This is a genomic window from Paenibacillus sp. N119s (assembly GCF_059447605.1).
In genome coordinates this window covers 1-18,551 of sequence record NZ_JCAJRU010000084.1, presented here as the reverse complement: position 1 = coordinate 18,551, position 18,551 = coordinate 1, and the positions used below count along the sequence as shown (strand labels likewise).

Genomic DNA, 18,551 nt, shown 5'->3' with positions numbered 1-18,551 from the left:
GCGCGCGCGGATATTTTAGCTAAATACGGCAAAGGAACGAAAATAATGAGCCAAAAAATTTTGCATGAGAAGAGAGAGAATGGTAAAGTTTATATGAAAGTACTTTTTGAAGTGGAACAGGATATTGCGGAAGAACTTCCGTTAGTTCATAACCAAGGAGAATGAGGCTATTTGGCAGAACAACAACGCAGCATACAAATTGCATTGAACAGTGCGGGAGAAGGTCAGGCATTATTCGGCCCGCAGGATTCCTTTTTAAAATTGATCGAAGCAGCTATTCCTGCAAAAATAGCATCTCGTGAGGCAGAAATTAATGTTTTTGGTGATGCTCACGAAGTGGAAGTGCTCGAACAATTGTTCGATGTTTTGCTCCAGTTAATTCGTAATGGGTATATACTGACCGAAAGGGATGTCCATTATGCGATTGAGCTGGCAAAAGATCTGCGCGCTGATCAGTTGCTTGATTTGTTCAAGGGAGAAATTACGACAACGTTTCGGGGCAAACCGATTCGTGTCAAAACAATTGGACAAAAGCATTATGTAACCACGATTAAGAAGCGTGATATTGTATTTGGGATTGGCCCGGCAGGAACTGGTAAAACCTATCTGGCTGTAGTGCTGGCCGTAGCTGCCTTGAAGGAAGGTTCAGTCAAGCGTATTGTGCTGACTCGTCCTGCGGTGGAAGCTGGTGAAAACTTGGGCTTTTTGCCTGGGGATTTACAGGAAAAGGTTGATCCGTATTTACGCCCGCTGTATGATGCCCTATACGATGTGATGGGTCCAGAGCAGACGGCAAAAGCACTGGAACGCGGATTGATAGAAATTGCACCACTGGCTTATATGCGGGGGCGTACGCTGGATGACTCATTTATCATTTTGGATGAGGCTCAGAACACCACGCCAGAGCAAATGAAAATGTTTTTGACTCGACTTGGCTTCGGTTCCAAAATGGTTATCACCGGTGATGTTACGCAAATTGATTTGCCTCGTGGCAAAAAATCCGGTCTGATCGAAGCAAATGCGATTTTAAAAGGGATTGAGGAAATAGGCTTTGTCCAGTTTGCGGAAGAGGATGTTGTCCGCCATTCCCTGGTTCAAAAAATCATCGTCGCTTATGACCGTGTTGCTGAGAATCAAGCTTAAGCCCCTAAGCAGGAGTATAGTGTGTATGATCAGAAAACGTATAAAACGAGCAGCGTAGCTGCTTTGAAAAAGATGATGGAGAGGGATTGTTTTAGATGACCTCGAAGGAATTATCTAAGGGAAAAACGTTCCAGCATAGAATGAATGGATGGAAGTATAGCGTGGCAACACGCTATCTTCTGTTTTTATTTTTGGTGGTTCTTTTTTATGTGGGTTTGGCGTCCAAGCTGCTTCCCGAACGCTATGATATCCGGGTGAATCAACCAAGTGAAAAGGAAATTGTTGCTCCAATGCAGCTTCCTAACAGTAAGGCGACTTTGAAGGCCCAAGAGGAATCAGCTGAGCGCGTTCAGCCCATGTATACTATTGTACCGATACGCAATGATAACCTGATTACTGGTATTTTGGATCGAATTGAACGGCTCAATCAGGATGATCAGGTCTCCAGAGCGGACAAGATTGCAATTTATAAAGATGAGATTCCTCAACGTGCACGGGAATTTGTACAAAATTTTGTGAACAATAGCCGTAATGCGGATGCCTACCCAGATAAGTTGCTGGATGAGGTGCTGGAAAAAACGAAAGAGCAAACGTACCGAATTCCAGAGGAAACATACATCAAAATTCCGCGACTTACATCTGAGGATATTGCTGAAATGCGGCCCGTGGCCCGTGAGATTGTGACAGGATTGATGAATGATCAAATTACGGATGCCCAGACAGCCCGGGCCAAGGTGGCGGAGCGTGTGAGTACAAGCTCGCTTACCAAACGTACCTCCCGGGAGGTTGTTCAGGAACTTGCAAGGCTTGTGATTACAGCCAACAAGTTTTATGATGATACAGCTACGAAGGATGCCAAAGTACAGGCTCGTGAAGATACACCGACAGTTTACATTAAACAGGGTGAAGTACTCGTCAAAAAGGGTGAGGTTATTACCCAGGAAATCTATACACTGCTTGATGAGAACGAGCTACTCAAGGATAAAATCAACTATTGGCCACAATTTGGCCTGCTGATGCTGTCTATGATGCTGGCATTGGGTCTATTTATGTATATTCGTCAATTCCAATCACGAACACGAAACTTCAAGTATAATAATGCACAACTGCTCATGCTGGTGTTAATTTTTGTGATCACCGTGGGGGCCATGCTGTTAATTTCTATACTGCAGACTAGTGAACGAGCCTACCTCGGCTATCTGGCGCCTATCGCGCTTGGGGCTATGCTCGTAACGCTGTTACTTGATATGTCGCTGGCATTCGTGTGTGCCCTTATATTCAGTATATTGGCAAGTGTGATTTTGAATGTCCGTCAGGGACAGATTTTTGATTTTAATTTTGGATTCTTTGCCCTTGTAGTCTGTCTGGCGGCAATTTTTTCCACCCACAGGGCCAGCCAGCGTTCAACCCTGTTCAAGGGCGCTATCATGGTCTGCCTGTTTGGGGCTCTGGCTGTTTTTTCTCTGGCGCTGATTGACCAAGGGAACTGGACTCAAACAACGACACTCTATGGGATAGCCTTTGCTTTTGCAGGCGGTCTGGTTACAGCGATTCTTGTTATAGGGCTAATGCCATTTTTTGAGTCCACCTTTGGTATCTTGTCCGCACTGAAGCTTGTTGAATTGTCGAATCCCAATCATCCATTGCTCCGCAAGCTGCTTACCGAGACTCCTGGCACGTACCATCATAGCGTCATGGTAGGTAATCTATCGGAGGCCGCAGCAGAGGCTATAGGGGCCAATGGCTTGTTGTGCCGGGTTGGTTCGTACTATCATGACATTGGTAAAACGAAAAGACCTTCGTATTTTATTGAAAATCAAAATGGGATGGAAAATCCACATGATACAATAGAGCCCAAGCTGAGTAAATCCATCATTATAGCTCACGCTCGTGATGGGGTGGAGATGCAATTGGATTACAAGCTACCTAAGCCAATTCGTGATATAGCCGAACAGCACCATGGAACGACATTCCTGCACTATTTTTATCACAAGGCATTGCGTGAAGCGGAAGAGCGAGGGGTGGAGCCTGATTTCACAGAGGATGATTTCCGTTATCCTGGACCGAAGGCTCAGTCGAAAGAGGCTGCTGTAGTAGGAATTGCTGATAGCGTGGAAGCGGCGGTTCGTTCCTTACGAAAACCTACAGTGGAACAGGTAGAATCCATGATTGAGAAAATTATTAAGAGCCGTCTAGAGGATCACCAGTTTAACGACTGTGAACTGACCATGAGGGAGCTTGATATCGTGGCTCAAACTCTTAAGGAAACCGTAATGGGAATTTTTCATTCCCGTATTGAATATCCAGAGGAAAGACCCAAGCCTGAAAATGGAAAAGCTTAATATTACTTGTGCATGAAGCACAGCTAAAGCATTAGAATTAAAAGGAGCGGTTGGCATGGGCCTTCAATTAGCTTGGAATAATGAACAAAACGATATGGAAATTAACGAATCGTTGATCACGCTGCTGAACACCTTATTAGAGCAGGCTGGCAAAGCGGAAGGGATTACAGACGGTGAGGTCGCTCTTACCTTCGTGAATGATGATCAAATTCATGAGTTAAACCGAGACTATCGGGGAATTGATCGTCCCACTGATGTGTTGTCTTTTGCTATGAAGGAAACACTGAATGAAGAACTTGAAATTATCTACGAACCAACGGAAGAAAATCCGTTAGATGATGTACCGGATGTTCTGGGGGATATTATTATCTCTGTACAGACAGCGCAAGCTCAAAGCGAAGAATACGGACATTCAATTGAGCGTGAAATCGGGTTTTTGTTTGTTCACGGTTTTCTGCATCTGTTAGGCTATGACCATCAGGACGATGCAAGTGAAGCTGAAATGATGGGTAAGCAGGAAGCTGTGCTGGCTCAAGTGGGGTTGACACGGTAATGAGACGTCAGCCTTGGAGAATGACCTTTCGCTATGCCGCAGAAGGCGTGATCTATGCTCTGCGTACGCAAATAAATATGCGGATACATGTGGTCGTGGCGCTCCTTGTCATAGTGGCAGGGTTAACTTTGCGCATCTCCCGGCTCGACTGGTTATTCGTGTGCCTGGCCATTGCCATAGTCATTGTAGCCGAACTGATCAACACCGCTGTTGAAGCAGCGGTGGATCTGATCTCACCTGATATTCATCCGCTGGCCAAAGCAGCTAAAGACACCGCCGCCGGAGCCGTGCTCCTGGCAGCGGTTTTTGCTGTAATTATTGGTATATTTGTATTTTATAGACCTGTGTTGACGTTAATAAGTCAGCTGTTTTAATGATAAAGTAAACTAAAATTTAGGTGCTTAACGCGCTGGAGGAAATAAAATGGCTAAGAAACACTTTAAATCTGGCTTTGTCGCAATTGTTGGCAGACCCAATGTCGGAAAATCAACATTGATGAATCATGTTATTGGGCAGAAGATCGCCATCATGTCAGACAAGCCCCAAACGACACGAAATAAAATTCACGGTGTATACACCACAGAGGACACACAAATTGTATTTTTGGATACACCAGGGATTCACAAGCGCCAGTCAAAATTGGGCGATTATATGAATCAGACCGCTTTTAATACGTTGGGTGAAGTTGAAGCGGTGCTTTTTCTTATTGACGCTGCTGAAGGTTTAGGCGGAGGCGACCGTTTTATTGCAGAACAGCTTAAACAAGTAAAAACACCCGTTATATTGGTGTTGAATAAAATTGACCGTATTGAGCCAGAAGCCTTGTTGCCCCTGATTGAGCAGTATCGCAAGTTGTATGACTTTGCGGAAATTGTGCCGATTTCAGCTAAAATGGGTAATAATGTAAATACCTTGTTGGAACAGATACAAAAATACTTGCCAGAAGGTCCACAATATTATCCTGATGACCAAATTACCGACCATCCAGAGCAGTTTGTCATTGCCGAGCTGGTACGGGAAAAGATTTTGCATATGACACGTGAGGAAGTACCCCATTCTATTGCGGTTATGATTGAAGACATGAAGGTGCAGGATAATGGGGTAGTGCATATTATGGCGGTTATTTTTGTAGAACGTGATTCCCAGAAGGGGATCATTATCGGCAAACAGGGAGCTATGCTCAAAGAGGTAGGCAAACAGGCCCGTCAAGACATCCAAAACTTGTTAGGCTCCAAAATTTTCTTGGAACTTTGGGTTAAAGTCAAAAAAGACTGGCGCAATCAGGAACGTGTCCTTCGTGACCTTGGCTTCCATCGCGACGCCTAAAAGTAGATATCATATCTACGATCACTTTGGTCCAAAGGATTATACAGACTAAAATTGATATCAATCAAAACGTATAATTGTTGCAGCATCATAAAAAAGCCGTCCGACTCTACCACTGACGTATGGATTAAGTCTTTCGGTCATTCCAAGCGCCGCTCTTGTGCGGCGCTTAACTTCTCGCTATTCCTACCCTTTTCTTCCAGTGATGAAATAAGGAGTGCTTTTAAAAGAGTTATTTTATTGTAACTGTATGCACGTTGTAGCGGAGCGAAGAATTTGAATCTGAAGAAGCGTCAGCGTTCGGCTTTACCCCTGAATTTACTCCTTTTCTCATTGGATAAAATAAATTCAGGGGTAACAGCGATCGTAAGATCAAATCATTCGCAAAGCGGTGTCCAGACCGTACACAGTAGCCTTTTTCAACGTAATCCATTTATTTCATCACATACTTTCCCTCTCTTCGCACCATCCTATTTTTGAGATGCAGACGTCATTTCCGAAGAAAGGGATGAATACGATTGCGAGATTTTTCGTGGAAGTATTTTGCGATGACTGGAGATGTCGGTGCGTATCTGTTGTACAGGGAGAGCGCCGTGATAGGGGAGCAAGACACGGATGAAGGAGAGTCGGACGAGCATGAAGAAGCCTGTGAATAGTGCGAACCACTGGCTTCTTCGCGAATGTTTGGGGGAAGAAGCATGCTCTACAGGATGGAAGGAATCGTCATCCGCTGCATGGATTACGGTGAGGGGAACAAAATTATTACGCTTTGCACCGAAAGCGGCGGCAAAGTAGGCGTGCTGGTCAGAGGTGCGAAAAAATCCAAAAGCCGTCATGCTGCTTTAACACAGCCGTTTACCTACGGTGAATTTGTTTTTTTTCGCAATACAGGCTTGGGCACGTTGAATGCCGGTGAAATTATCCAATCCCACCATACACTGCGCGAGGATATTACAAAGGCTGCTTATGCTTCCTATGCTTGTGAATTGCTTGATCGGGTGTTGCAGGATGAGGAAACAGGCGCATTTTGGTTTAAGCAGCTTAAAGCCTGTTTAGAGGCATTGGAGAGTGGCAAAGATCCGCTGATCGTCATGAGTATTTATGAATTTAAAATATTGCAGGCATCCGGATATGCACCTCAGCTTGATGCTTGTATTTCTAGCGGTCAACAATGTGCTGATGAGGATATGTTCATCAGCCCGAGGTTAGGCGGGGTTTTATGTCGAGGCTATAAGCATTTTGACCCGGCTGCGTTGAGTGTTTCTCCACGTACATTGAAGTTGCTGCGCTTATTCGCCCAAATTGATTTGAATCGACTTGGCAATATCGACGTGAAGGACTCCACCAAGCTGGAGATCAAACATGTCATGCGTCAGTTCATGGATATGCAGTTGGAGGTTAAGCTGAAATCCCGTAATTTTCTGGACCAGCTTGATAAGTACGATATGTGAAATACGGTTGTTCTCTTGACTGCATTGTTCAAAACGTGTAATATCCTACTATATATCTCCTTTGGGAGCAGATGCATTGAACGAGAAAGTAACGAAATGTATTCTCTGTAATTAGCGAGTTGGGAACGGTGTAAGCCCAGCGGGAATTTTTCGTGAACATGGCACTCGGGAGCGTCTGAATGGACACGGAAAAGAGGATTACGATTCTGACTGGTGATGTAGGATCGCAATCAAGTAGGGTGGAACCGCGGGAGTCAGCTCTCGTCCCTACGTCTGTACAGGCGTAGAGGCGGGGGCTTTTTGCTGTCTCTAGCAAGGCTTATGGTTAAATTAGCCCTGTACATATGAGCTTAATGGTTAGAAATCACCAACATTTTAGGAAAATTGGAAAGGAAGCGTGTACCCATGAATTTTCAGCAGATGATTTTAACGCTGCAACAATTTTGGTCAGAACACAACTGTATTATTGTACAGCCTTATGATACGGAAAAAGGGGCAGGTACGATGAATCCGATGACGTATTTACGTTCAATTGGACCTGAGCCGTGGAACGTAGCTTATGTTGAGCCTTCTCGCCGTCCGTCAGACGGACGTTATGGGGAGAACCCGAATCGCCTGTATCAGCATCATCAGTTTCAAGTGGTTTTGAAGCCTTCACCTGATAACATTCAGGAATTGTATCTGGAGAGTTTGAGCCGTTTGGGCATTAACCCACTGGAGCATGATATTCGTTTCGTGGAAGATAACTGGGAAGCACCGACGCTGGGAGCCTGGGGATTAGGTTGGGAAGTATGGCTGGACGGTATGGAAATTACCCAATTCACGTACTTCCAGCAAGTGGGTGGTATTGATGCCAGTCCGGTTGCAGTTGAAATTACGTACGGTATGGAGCGTCTTGCTTCCTACATCCAGGACAAAGAAAATGTGTTCGATTTGGAGTGGGTTAATGGAATCTCGTATGGTGATGTTTTCCACCAGCCTGAATTTGAGCATTCCAAGTATACGTTCGAAGTATCTGATGTCAAAATGCTATTTACTCTTTTTAATATGTATGAAGAAGAGGCGAACAAAGCGATGGCGCAGCATCTTGTATTCCCCGCCTATGATTATGTGCTGAAATGTTCTCACACGTTCAACTTGCTGGACGCTCGCGGAGCAATCAGTGTAACAGAACGGACTGGCTTTATTATCCGAGTACGTAATTTGGCGCGCCAGGTGGCTGCGACCTACCTAGAGGAGCGCGAGAAGCTGGGCTTCCCGCTGTTGAAGAAAGGAGGTGCGGCAAATGTCTAAGGATTTATTGTTTGAGATCGGGCTGGAAGAAGTGCCTGCACGTTTTATCCCGAATGCGATTCAGCAGTTGAAGGAACGTATGACGGCATGGCTCGACAGCTCGCGTATTGCTTACAGTGCTGTAGAGGCTTATGCTACACCTCGTCGTTTGGCAGTACTTGTTAAGGAAGTAGCGGAGAAGCAAGAAGATATTAACGAAGAAGTTAAAGGACCTTCCCGCAAAATTGCGCTCGATGAAGCTGGTAACTGGAGTAAGGCTGCTCTAGGCTTTGCCCGCAGTCAAGGTGTAGATCCTGAACAATTTACGTTCAAAGAGCTTGGAGGCGTGGAATATATTTACGCGACCAAGAGCAGCATAGGTGTACCGACGGCCGATGTGCTGTCCGAAGGTTTACTACACATTTTACATGCCATGACATTCCCTAAATTTATGCGCTGGGCGAGTTACGACTTTAAATTTGTTCGTCCAATCCGTTGGTTGGTAGCCTTGTTTGGCAACGATATTGTTAATTTGGAGATCGCTGGCGTGCAGTCCGGGAATGTGACAAGAGGCCATCGTTTCCTTGGACAGGAGGCCGTTGTAGAAAGTCCGGCAGATTATGTTGAAGTCCTTCGCAAGCAACATGTCATTGTGGACATTGAGGAACGCCAATCACTTATTCTGAAGCAGATTGAAGCATTGGCAACCGAGAAAGATTGGACGATTGCGGTCAAGGATGATTTGCTGGAAGAAGTACTGTATCTGGTGGAAACTCCAACAGTGCTGTTCGGGGGATTTGACCCTGCATTCCTGAACATTCCGAAAGATGTATTGATTACTTCCATGCGTGAACATCAACGCTATTTCCCAGTGCTGGATCGCACAGGAAAGCTGCTGCCATACTTTGTTACAGTACGTAATGGTGGCAGTCAATCCCTGGAAGTCATTGCAAAAGGAAACGAAAAAGTATTGCGTGCACGACTGTCTGATGCCAAATTCTTCTACGAAGAAGATCAGAAGCTCGAAATTAAGGATGCACTCTCCAAGCTGGAAAGTATCGTATTCCACGAAGAACTGGGAACAGTTGGAGACAAGGTACGCCGAATTCGCCGCATTGCTGATGCTCTGGCAGAGAAGCTTCGCGTTTCCCCAGATACACAGGAATCCGTTAGCCGAGCAGCAGATATTTGTAAATTTGACCTTGTAACACAAATGGTTTATGAGTTTCCGGAGCTGCAAGGGGTTATGGGCGAGGACTATGCTCGTAAGGCTGGCGAGAAGGAAGAAGTGGCAAGAGCGGTGTTTGAACATTACCAGCCGCGATTCGCAGGAGAAACGGTTCCTTCGACGAACGCTGGAGCGATTGTAAGTATCGCAGACAAAATAGATACCATTACAGGCTGCTTCTCCATCGGTATTATTCCGACAGGTTCACAGGACCCTTACGCGCTTCGCCGTCAGGCAGCAGGTATCGTGCAGATCTTGCTGGATCGTAAGCTTTCCGCTACATTGTCTGATGTGTTCAACATCGCGCTCGATGTGCACAGCAACTTTGGAAATATGAAACGTTCCGCAGATGAAATACGTAAAGAATTACATGAGTTTTTTGGTTTGCGTGTGAAGAAACTATTGTCCGAGACGCTTCGTTATGACGTTGTGGATGCTGTGCTTTCAGCTGGATATGACGATGTTGCTTCTGTGGTTAACCGTGGAGCTGCATTAATGGCTGCGGTACAAACGGGTGATGTCTTCAAGGCCACTGTAGAGTCTTTTAATCGCGTAGGTAATTTGGCTGCTAAAGCAGTTCATAAGTCAGTGAATACAGGTGAGTTTACGGAACAGGGCGAGAAAAACCTGTACGAAGCATGGTATGGCGCTTATGAGTCTTATTGTACAGCCTTGCAGGAAGGTGATGCGACGCAGGCATTGGCACTTGCTTCATCCATTACTCCTGCGGTGACGGCGTTCTTTGATTCCGTTATGGTTATGGCTGAGGATGATGCTGTACGTAATAATCGCTTGGCATTGCTGGCTGCTATTGACTCAGAATTGAAGCGCTTTGCCGATTTTTCCAAGCTTGTAGTTTAAACTCGGTTGTGGTAGTATGAACAACTTGAAAAAATGGGTATAAATATACGGAACGGTGTAAGAGTGATCTTGCAGCCGTTCCGTATTTTACTCGATTGCGGATGGAGATGGGGGATGCTCATGGGAGGGCCCGGAAATTTCCCGGATGTACGGATCGTTGTTGACGGAGATGCTTGTCCTGTTAAAAGTGAAATTGCAGAGACAGCTTCCCGTTTTCATATTGACGTTATTATGGTATCTTCGTATGATCACCTCATTCAGGGCAGCAAAGGCGTAAGCGTTGTTAGAGTAGACCGAAGCGACCAGAGTGCCGATCTCTATATTGCCAATCATATCCGCCGCGGAGATATTGTAACCACCAATGATTATGGTCTTGCTGCACTTGCCTTGGCAAAAGGTTGTGAAGTGATGTCTTTTCGCGGAACGATATATCGAAACGATTCGATAGACTTCATGCTTGACCGGCGTCATACTTCTGCCAAAGAACGGAAAAGAGGACGTTATGGCAAAGGCCCTAAACCGTTTACATTAGAGGATCGTGAAGTTTTTCAACATAAACTGACAAAACTTTTACTTCGCTTGCAGGAGAATGAGTAACGGTATCGAATTATATTTACGTGCTAAAGAGATGAAGGTGGTTAATATGAGTGCCGGACAAGGCAACATACCGGACGATATCATCGAGTCGGTTTTACAACATCATGATATTGTAGATACGGTAAGCAAGTACGTGCATTTGACCAAACAGGGGAAATATATGAAAGGCCTCTGTCCTTTTCATTCCGAGAAAACCCCTTCATTCACCGTGACACCGGATCGTCAGATTTTTTACTGCTACGGCTGCGGCGCGGGAGGCAATGCCATCAAGTTTATGATGGAAATCGAAGGACTATCCTTTCCCGAAGCTGTCAGGACAATGGCAGAAGAAAGTCATATTCCGCTCGGCGAATGGCAGGGACGTGATTCATCGCATCAGCATCCTGAGTTGGACAGGCTGTTGCAAGCGTATGAGTTAACTTCTAAGATGTACCATTTTTTGCTTAAAAATACGGAGCACGGCAAACCAGCTATGGAATATTTGCGTTCACGGGGGTTCAGTGACAAGATCATTGACCAATTCCAAATTGGCTATGCACCCAACCGATGGGATACGATCGTTCAGTTTCTAGAGAAGCGTTCTTTTGATCCTGTCGAAATGGAAAAGGGAGGACTCATCTCTCCCCGGCATGAAGGAGATGGATATGTAGATCGGTTCAGAGATCGTATCATGTTTCCCATTTGGAATCGTAACGGCAAAGTTATAGCCTTTGCAGGCCGTATCCTGGGCGAGGGACAGCCGAAGTATTTGAACTCACCAGAGACCAAGCTCTTTAACAAGAGCCGAACGCTGTACAATCTCCATCATGCTAAAACCTCAATTCGCAAGCTTCGTCAAAGTGTTCTTTTTGAAGGTTATGGCGATGTCATCTCGGCATGGGAAGCTGGCGTGCAAAATGGAGTGGCCGCCATGGGGACGGCTCTAACGGAGCATCATGCTACGATGTTAAAAGGACTGTGCGACGAGGTTATTATTTGTTATGATGGTGACCGGGCAGGACAAGCGGCAGCGCTTAAAAATTTTCCACTGTTGGAAAATGCGGGACTTCACGTAAAAGTAGCGATAGTCAGCGACGGTATGGACCCGGATGATTTTATCCGCCAATATGGTGCTGAACGATTTCAACGCCAAATTATCGAAAGTGCTGTTTCAACGGTGAAATTTAAGCTTATATATCTGAAAAAAAACCATATACTGCAAGAGGAAGAAGGAAGAATCGCGTATTCCCGCGAAGCATTAAATGTCATTGCACCTCTGTCATCCCCGACTGAGCGGGAAGTGTATCTGCGCGAAGTATCTGCCGAAGTCAAGGTGGATTTTGAAACCTTAAAGCAAGAATGCAATTTACTCCGCCAATCCCTGCAAAAAAAACAGAACTTTGGGGATAATAACGAAAATGGGTGGAATAATGGTAGGCATAAAAAAGGGCAGGTCCCTACGCCCAATCTGTTGCCGGCTTACCATGTGGCTGAACGCAGGCTGCTTCACTGGATGATGCAGGATTTAGAAGCTGCAGAGTATGTAGAAAAGCATCTGGGGGACGCCTTTAATATTGAGGATCATGCGGCAATTGCTGCTTATCTATATGCCTATTACGCGCAAGGGAAGTTACCGGATACAAGCCGTTTTATTTCATCTTTGCAAGACGACCGACTGGAGAAGAACGTAAGTTCGATCATGATGATGGATGCTCCAGGCGTATGGGCACCGCACATTTTGGATGATTACATTCGTCAGGTGCGAAAATTTCCATTGCAGGAGCAACTGGATTTGAAAAGAGAAGAAATGAAAATCGCTGAGCGCTCAGGTGATTTTTTGCGTGCAGCACAAATTGCAAGTGAGATTATAGCCCTAGAGAGACAATGAACACACAGAGGTCGGATGTTTCTAGGAGGAGGGAGTCGAAAGATGGCGAATGATCAGCATACTGAACTGGAGACGGAATTAACACTGGATCAGGTCAAAGATCAACTGATTGAGTTGGGTAAGAAAAGTTCCTCTCTGAACTACAAAGATATCATGGAAAAACTGTCGCCGTTTGATCAGGACCCCGAGCAAATGGATGAGTTTTATGAGCAGCTGGGTGACTTGGGGATTGAGGTTGTAAATGACAACGACGAAGAAGTTACCAGATTGCGTCAAAATGACGACCCGGAAAACAATGACGGGGATGATTTTAATTTCGATGACGATCTGAGCCTGCCTCCCGGTATTAAAATTAATGACCCAGTCCGGATGTACTTGAAGGAAATCGGTCGTGTACCGTTGCTTTCTGCTGATGATGAGGTGGAGCTTGCCAAACGGATCAACAACGGCGATGAAGAAGCTAAGCGTCGGTTGGCTGAAGCAAACTTGCGTCTGGTGGTAAGTATTGCCAAACGCTATGTTGGTCGCGGAATGCTTTTCTTGGATCTAATTCAAGAAGGTAATATGGGCTTGATTAAGGCAGTAGAAAAATTTGATTATGAAAAAGGCTTTAAATTCAGTACGTACGCAACCTGGTGGATTCGTCAGGCCATTACGCGCGCAATCGCGGATCAGGCGAGAACGATCCGTATTCCGGTGCATATGGTGGAAACGATCAACAAGTTGATTCGTGTATCGCGTCAACTGTTGCAAGAGCTGGGGCGTGAACCTACGCCGGAAGAAGTGGCTGCCGAAATGGAGCTGAGCGTGGAAAAAGTACGGGAAATCATGAAAATTGCCCAAGAACCGGTTTCATTGGAAACACCAATTGGTGAAGAAGATGACTCACATTTGGGGGATTTCATTGAGGACCAGGAAGCATTGGCGCCTGCAGATGCGGCTGCCTATGAACTTCTGAAGGAACAACTCGAGGATGTACTGGATACGTTGACTGAACGTGAAGAGAATGTTTTACGTCTTCGTTTTGGTTTGGACGATGGAAGAACCAGAACTCTTGAAGAAGTGGGTAAAGTGTTCGGTGTTACACGTGAACGTATTCGTCAGATTGAGGCCAAAGCGCTGCGTAAGTTGCGCCATCCAAGCCGCAGTAAGCGACTGAAGGATTTCCTCGAATAGAAGGGTAACATCGCGGACCTTCTGCGGCTTGAAGCGCGCAGAAGGTCTTTTTTTATCTCATGGCAGCCTTGGTGGAGGGGAAGAAGCTTGGACCAGGAGAAAAAACGGACAATACTGTTACATGAAATTGAGCATTGGCGGCAAAGTCGACTGCTCCCTGAGCAATATTGCGATTTTCTGTCCAACCTATATCGGGACGATGAAAATCCGGCACAAAGCCAGAAACGTAACAATACCGGGCTGCTTACATATCTTAAACACGGGCATGGGATGGCCTGGCTTCTTGGTTTTGTCATTATTTCCTGCATTTGTTTGATCGGTTTTTATTTTACCGCTTTTCCGTTGGCAATGCAAATATTCTCGGCAAGTGCAGTTACTGCGATTTGCTATGGAATGGCCGCAATTTGGCGGTCTTCCGAAAAGAGTATGAGTGCAATGTTGAGCACTTTAGGCAGTGCGATTATGCTGGGTTCGGGTGTATGGATCATTCAGCTTCATCAAGGTGAAGCTAAGGTTTGGTTTCTAGTGCTTGTGGGTCTATGCGGTTTGATATGGTGTCTCGTGGGATCAACTTTGCGTATCAGCTTGCTTCATTACTGTGGTCTTGCCGGGCTGCTTTTAGTGTATGCGGTTCTTATAGGCCGCTATTGGCCTACAGCTACTTTAGCGATGCTTGAGGTATTTTGGATTTTACACGCAGTATTGTTGATTGGTTTAAGCTGGTGGGTGCATCGCCGCTTTCCGCGTCTTGCGTTGGTTTACTTTGCTATAGGGATAACTCTAGTGTTTATGCCGGAAGCAGACACGATCATCCTGCGCCATCAAGCAGCCGGGGAAGTGGTGTTTTTTAGTATACTGAAGTTGGCTTTTGTTGTAGGGATTTTATTTTGGACTCGAAAAAAATGGATTACGTGGGTGACGTCATGAAACTTTCTCAGCGATTACAATATATTTTGAAACAGATTCCTGCCGGTAGCAGACTAGCTGATATTGGCTCGGATCACGGACTACTCCCTGTGGCTGCAGTGCGCTGTGGCAGAGTACCGCAAGCGGTAGCAGGTGAGGTCAATGATGGACCATTGCGTGCGGCTCAAAAGCAGGTGGCTGAAGCAGGCCTTACAGATCGCATTGCGGTTAGAAAAGGGGATGGCTTGGCTGTAATTAAGGCTAATGAGGTAGATGTTATTACGATAGCAGGCATGGGTGGTGCCTTGATTGCTTCCATTTTGGAGCAAGGGAAAGACAAACTTGTTTCAGTGAAACAGCTTGTTTTACAGCCCAATGTGGGCGAGGATATTTTACGACGCTGGCTCATCAAGCATCAATGGGTACTCACAAACGAACATATCATGGAAGAGGATGGTAAAGTATACGAAGTTCTAACGGCAGTACCTGCTTCTGAAAGCTCACTGAAACAGGATGACCTGTATCGGCCATGGGTACTTCCAGGTAGTTCGCTGGTACTAACAGAGGATTTGTTGATACAACTTGGACCGTTATTGGTTAAAGCACCAAATGAAATCTTTTTTTTGAAATGGCAATTGGAGATTCGCAAGCTTCAGGATGTACTGGCCCAAGTGGCACGGTCAGATCAGGAATCCGCGCAGCAGAAGCAGGAGCAATTGCGCAAGCAAATTGAACAGCTGGAGGAGGTACTTGCATGTTTGCCAAAGGACAGACAGTAATCAGTTATATGGAGCAGCTGGCTCCGAAATACTTGGCAGTTCCAGACGATAGAATCGGACTTCAACTGGGCAGCCTGCAAAAAGACATCAAAAGCATATTAGTGGCCCTGGATGTCAATGATGAGGTTGTCGAAGAAGCGATCCGCATAAAGGCTGACCTCATTATTGCGCATCATGCGATTATATTCCGCCCACTTAAAGCATTGAACACGGATCAGCCTGCGGGCAAATTGTATGAAAAGTTGATCAAGAATGATATTGCTGTCTACATCAGTCATACGAATCTGGATACGGCAGAGGACGGCATGAACGACTGGATGGCGGAAGCACTGGGTATTCAAAGTGAAGGTACACTGGAGGATGTTCACACCGAGCAATTATTCAAGCTGGTCGTTTTCGTACCCAAAACACATCATCAACGTGTGCTGGATGCCGTTCTGAATGCTGGAGCTGGACATATCGGTAATTACAGCCATTGCAGCTTCAACATTGATGGCTACGGAACTTTCGTGCCAGGCGAAGGCACACAGCCGTTTTTGGGCGAGCCTGGTAAAATGGAACGTAGTGAAGAGGTTCGTATTGAGACCATTGTACCGCAGGGTGTACGTAATAAAGTTGTTCAAGCGATGCTGAAGGCTCATCCTTATGAAGAGGTGGCTTATGACCTGTATTCTATGGATTTGAAAGGCCGCACCTTTGGTTTGGGACGAGTGGGTAAGCTCAAGGAAGCCCGCACGCTAAGGGAATTTGTAGACATTGTGAAAGACGGTCTCAACGTTGAGCATGTACGTGTAGTAGGTGACTTGGATCGTGTGGTTAAAAAAGCAGCCGTGCTTGGGGGTTCTGGCAGCCGTTATGTGAATAAATCGCTCTTTAAAGGCGCTGATGTATTAGTGACGGGGGATATCGACTATCACACGGCTCATGATGCCCTGATGGCTGGTATAGCTATTATTGACCCTGGACATAACGCAGAAAAGATTATGAAGCCTAAAACGGCAGAGTGGATGCGCAAACGTTTGGCAGAAGGTCGATACTCAACGGAAGTATATGTATCTGAAGTGAACACCGAACCTTTTCAATTTTTGTAAAACCTTCACATCTATGAGAAAATAAAGATGCACTATTACATTTTTTCGTAGGGAGAGGTTGTATGCGAACGTTGATAGCCGAGTCTGCCATTCATGCTTATCCAGGCATGGTTGCAGTCGTTACTTCCCGCTATGAGGGAGTAAATAATGTCATGGCCTCAGGCTGGCATACATATATCGGGTCATCACCGGGCATGTATGGCATTTCATTGAGGAAGGAAACGTATTCTCACGGACTGATTAAGAGAAGTGGAGGTTTTGGTGTTCAGTTTTTGCCTGCGCACAGATCGGAATGGATTCAGGCTGTAGGTACCTTTAGCGGCAAAGATGTAGATAAGTTTCAGCAGTTTGGGATTGCATATGAGGACGGAATTTCAGTGGATGTGCCAATATTGCTGGAAGCGTATCTTGCCTATGAGTGTAAAGTAGTGGATATTCATACCTACGGAGATCATGATTGGATTGTCGGTGAAATACAGCAGACCTACCGGGATGAAGAACTATTTCTGGATGAGGATATGCCAGATTTTAGTAAGCTTTCTATTCCGTTATACGTGGGAAGGTCTGCTTATTATGTAGCAGATGATTCATTACAGAAAAAGGTACATCCATTTTATTTGCGCAATTAAAGAGAGATCTCTATGTTTTACAATATTTTCAGGGTTGTATCCTGCGCATGTTCCCTGTATACTATGTAATGTTGTTCGGAAAGTTTGACAGACAATCGCTGGTGGCGTAAGCCACGAGAGGAAAGTCCGGGCTCCATAGGGCAGGATGCTGGATAACGTCCAGTCAGCGCGAGTTGAAGGATAGTGCCACAGAAATGGACCGCCGATGGCCGCTTGCGGCACAGGCAAGGATGGAACCGAGGTGTAAGAGACCCCGAGGAACGCTGGTGACTTCGTTCCTGGTAAACCCCATCTGGAGCAAGACCTAAAGGGACACAGCTTCTTCGCGAAGCAGCCTTAGCCCGAGGCGTGTCTAGGTTGGTCGCTGGAGCTGAATAGCAATGTTCGGCCTAGATAGATGATTGTCGCTTTTAGTGGGAGGGTAGTTCCCGTTTGTACCACGAATAGCACAGAACCCGGCTTACGGAAAACTTTCCCCACTGCAACACCTTACAATGTATGAATTTAACTTTTATTAATGACCTGTTTGCATGCGTAATCTTTAATCCAACTGTATTTATTGAACTAAAAAAAGGTGCTTCATATTCCTCTGGGAATCATGAAGCACCTTTTTTAGTGTATAGACCGGATTACGCAATTCGTACTTGTATAGACTAAAGCCCCCAGCGTAGTCAATGGGGGCTTTAGCGTGTTTTCAACTTACAATTCTTCTGACGTAAAAACGTGCAAGCATAAGCGTAGAGCCAGCAATCTATTAACGCATGGTTTTTACTACATTTTCCTCCATATACTTCTTCAGGGCCCGATCCAATCGGTCAACTGCTTTTGGAAGCAGGGTAGGATCGGTATGCGTGAAGTTGATTCGCATATGGTTGCTGCCGCTTAGATCAGCATAAAAGACTTGTCCAGGCACAAATGCGACTCCTTCCTGAATCGCGAGTTGCAGCAACTGCTCAGAACGGAAGCCTTCAGGTAAGGTAACCCACATAAACATGCCGCCAAGTGCATCATTCCAGGTAATTCCTTCCCATTGGCGTTCTTTCATCAGGGATGTAAGACGCAGCATACGAGTGTGATATTCAGCGGACACGGTACGTATATGTCCCTCCAAATCAAAGAAGTCCAACAGCTCGTTCAAAGCACGCTGGTCAATACTGCTGGAGTGCAGATCGGCAGATTGTTTGGCATTTGCGGTCTTAACGACGATGGCTTGATCGGCTACCAGCCAGCCAGAGCGAACACCTGGAGCGACAGTTTTAGAGAATGTAGAAGTGTACATTACATGACCAGCGCCACCTAGCTGTTGATCAATAGAAAATAAGGAGGGGAA

Annotated in this window: 18 protein-coding genes and 1 other RNA gene; 18 read left to right on the top strand and 1 reads right to left on the bottom strand. The window is 45.7% G+C overall.

Features of this window, described 5'->3' with window-relative positions; translation table 11 throughout:
• The 18 genes from AC5V8P_RS11880 to rnpB all read left to right on the top strand — a co-directional run.
• Positions 1-165, top strand: a 165-nt coding sequence (locus tag AC5V8P_RS11880; protein WP_495426686.1) for a sporulation protein YqfD, incomplete at its 5' end; no start/stop codon positions are given.
• 6 nt (positions 166-171) lie between these two features.
• Positions 172-1,143, top strand: a complete 972-nt coding sequence (locus AC5V8P_RS11875; RefSeq protein WP_016821588.1) for a PhoH family protein — start codon at positions 172-174, stop codon at positions 1,141-1,143.
• 95 nt (positions 1,144-1,238) lie between these two features.
• Positions 1,239-3,485: an HD family phosphohydrolase gene (locus AC5V8P_RS11870; RefSeq protein ID WP_064796034.1), complete on the top strand. Its 2,247-nt coding sequence runs from the start codon at positions 1,239-1,241 to the stop codon at positions 3,483-3,485.
• A gap of 55 nt (positions 3,486-3,540) precedes the next feature.
• Positions 3,541-4,038, top strand: coding sequence for an rRNA maturation RNase YbeY (gene ybeY, locus AC5V8P_RS11865; protein WP_064796035.1), 498 nt, complete (start codon positions 3,541-3,543; stop codon positions 4,036-4,038).
• A complete protein-coding gene (locus tag AC5V8P_RS11860; protein ID WP_063210099.1) occupies positions 4,038-4,412 on the top strand; it encodes a diacylglycerol kinase family protein in 375 nt (124 codons plus the stop codon). Before ybeY ends, AC5V8P_RS11860 begins: the two co-directional genes overlap by 1 nt.
• A gap of 49 nt (positions 4,413-4,461) precedes the next feature.
• On the top strand, positions 4,462-5,364 hold the full coding sequence (gene era, locus AC5V8P_RS11855; RefSeq protein ID WP_063210100.1) for a GTPase Era: 903 nt from the start codon (positions 4,462-4,464) through the stop codon (positions 5,362-5,364).
• 518 nt (positions 5,365-5,882) lie between these two features.
• Positions 5,883-6,020 carry a YqzL family protein gene (locus tag AC5V8P_RS11850; protein ID WP_081276746.1) on the top strand — a complete coding sequence of 46 codons (138 nt, stop codon included), beginning with the start codon at positions 5,883-5,885 and terminating at the stop codon, positions 6,018-6,020.
• A gap of 42 nt (positions 6,021-6,062) precedes the next feature.
• On the top strand, positions 6,063-6,815 hold the full coding sequence (recO, locus tag AC5V8P_RS11845; protein ID WP_064796036.1) for a DNA repair protein RecO: 753 nt from the start codon (positions 6,063-6,065) through the stop codon (positions 6,813-6,815).
• 405 nt (positions 6,816-7,220) lie between these two features.
• Positions 7,221-8,108, top strand: a complete 888-nt coding sequence (gene glyQ, locus AC5V8P_RS11840; protein WP_013372135.1) for a glycine--tRNA ligase subunit alpha — start codon at positions 7,221-7,223, stop codon at positions 8,106-8,108.
• The gene (gene glyS, locus AC5V8P_RS11835) at positions 8,101-10,176 is read left to right on the top strand and encodes a glycine--tRNA ligase subunit beta (protein WP_063210102.1); all 2,076 of its coding nucleotides are present in this window, start codon (positions 8,101-8,103) and stop codon (positions 10,174-10,176) included. The genes glyQ and glyS overlap by 8 nt, the downstream gene beginning before the upstream one ends.
• A gap of 120 nt (positions 10,177-10,296) precedes the next feature.
• On the top strand, positions 10,297-10,773 hold the full coding sequence (locus tag AC5V8P_RS11830) for a YaiI/YqxD family protein (RefSeq protein ID WP_081276752.1): 477 nt from the start codon (positions 10,297-10,299) through the stop codon (positions 10,771-10,773).
• Positions 10,766-12,640 (top strand): DNA primase, encoded by a 1,875-nt coding sequence (gene dnaG / locus AC5V8P_RS11825; RefSeq protein WP_196771818.1) that lies wholly within the window; start codon positions 10,766-10,768, stop codon positions 12,638-12,640. The genes AC5V8P_RS11830 and dnaG overlap by 8 nt, the downstream gene beginning before the upstream one ends.
• 42 nt (positions 12,641-12,682) lie before the next feature.
• Positions 12,683-13,816, top strand: coding sequence for an RNA polymerase sigma factor RpoD (gene rpoD / locus AC5V8P_RS11820; protein WP_007431230.1), 1,134 nt, complete (start codon positions 12,683-12,685; stop codon positions 13,814-13,816).
• 87 nt (positions 13,817-13,903) lie between these two features.
• Entirely contained in the window at positions 13,904-14,743 is an 840-nt protein-coding gene (locus AC5V8P_RS11815; RefSeq protein WP_064796037.1) for a hypothetical protein, read from the top strand.
• Entirely contained in the window at positions 14,740-15,501 is a 762-nt protein-coding gene (locus AC5V8P_RS11810) for a tRNA (adenine(22)-N(1))-methyltransferase (protein ID WP_064796038.1), read from the top strand. The genes AC5V8P_RS11815 and AC5V8P_RS11810 overlap by 4 nt, the downstream gene beginning before the upstream one ends.
• Positions 15,477-16,592, top strand: coding sequence for a Nif3-like dinuclear metal center hexameric protein (locus tag AC5V8P_RS11805; RefSeq protein ID WP_064796039.1), 1,116 nt, complete (start codon positions 15,477-15,479; stop codon positions 16,590-16,592). Before AC5V8P_RS11810 ends, AC5V8P_RS11805 begins: the two co-directional genes overlap by 25 nt.
• A 62-nt stretch (positions 16,593-16,654) precedes the next feature.
• Positions 16,655-17,221, top strand: a complete 567-nt coding sequence (locus AC5V8P_RS11800) for a flavin reductase family protein (protein ID WP_063210107.1) — start codon at positions 16,655-16,657, stop codon at positions 17,219-17,221.
• 79 nt (positions 17,222-17,300) lie between these two features.
• An RNA gene (rnpB, locus tag AC5V8P_RS11795) (RNase P RNA component class A) lies at positions 17,301-17,699 on the top strand.
• Positions 17,700-17,975: 276 nt separating this feature from the next.
• Here rnpB and AC5V8P_RS11790 read toward each other — a convergent pair.
• On the bottom strand, positions 17,976-18,551 hold a 576-nt coding region (locus tag AC5V8P_RS11790), incomplete at its 5' end, for an aminotransferase class I/II-fold pyridoxal phosphate-dependent enzyme (RefSeq protein ID WP_495473644.1).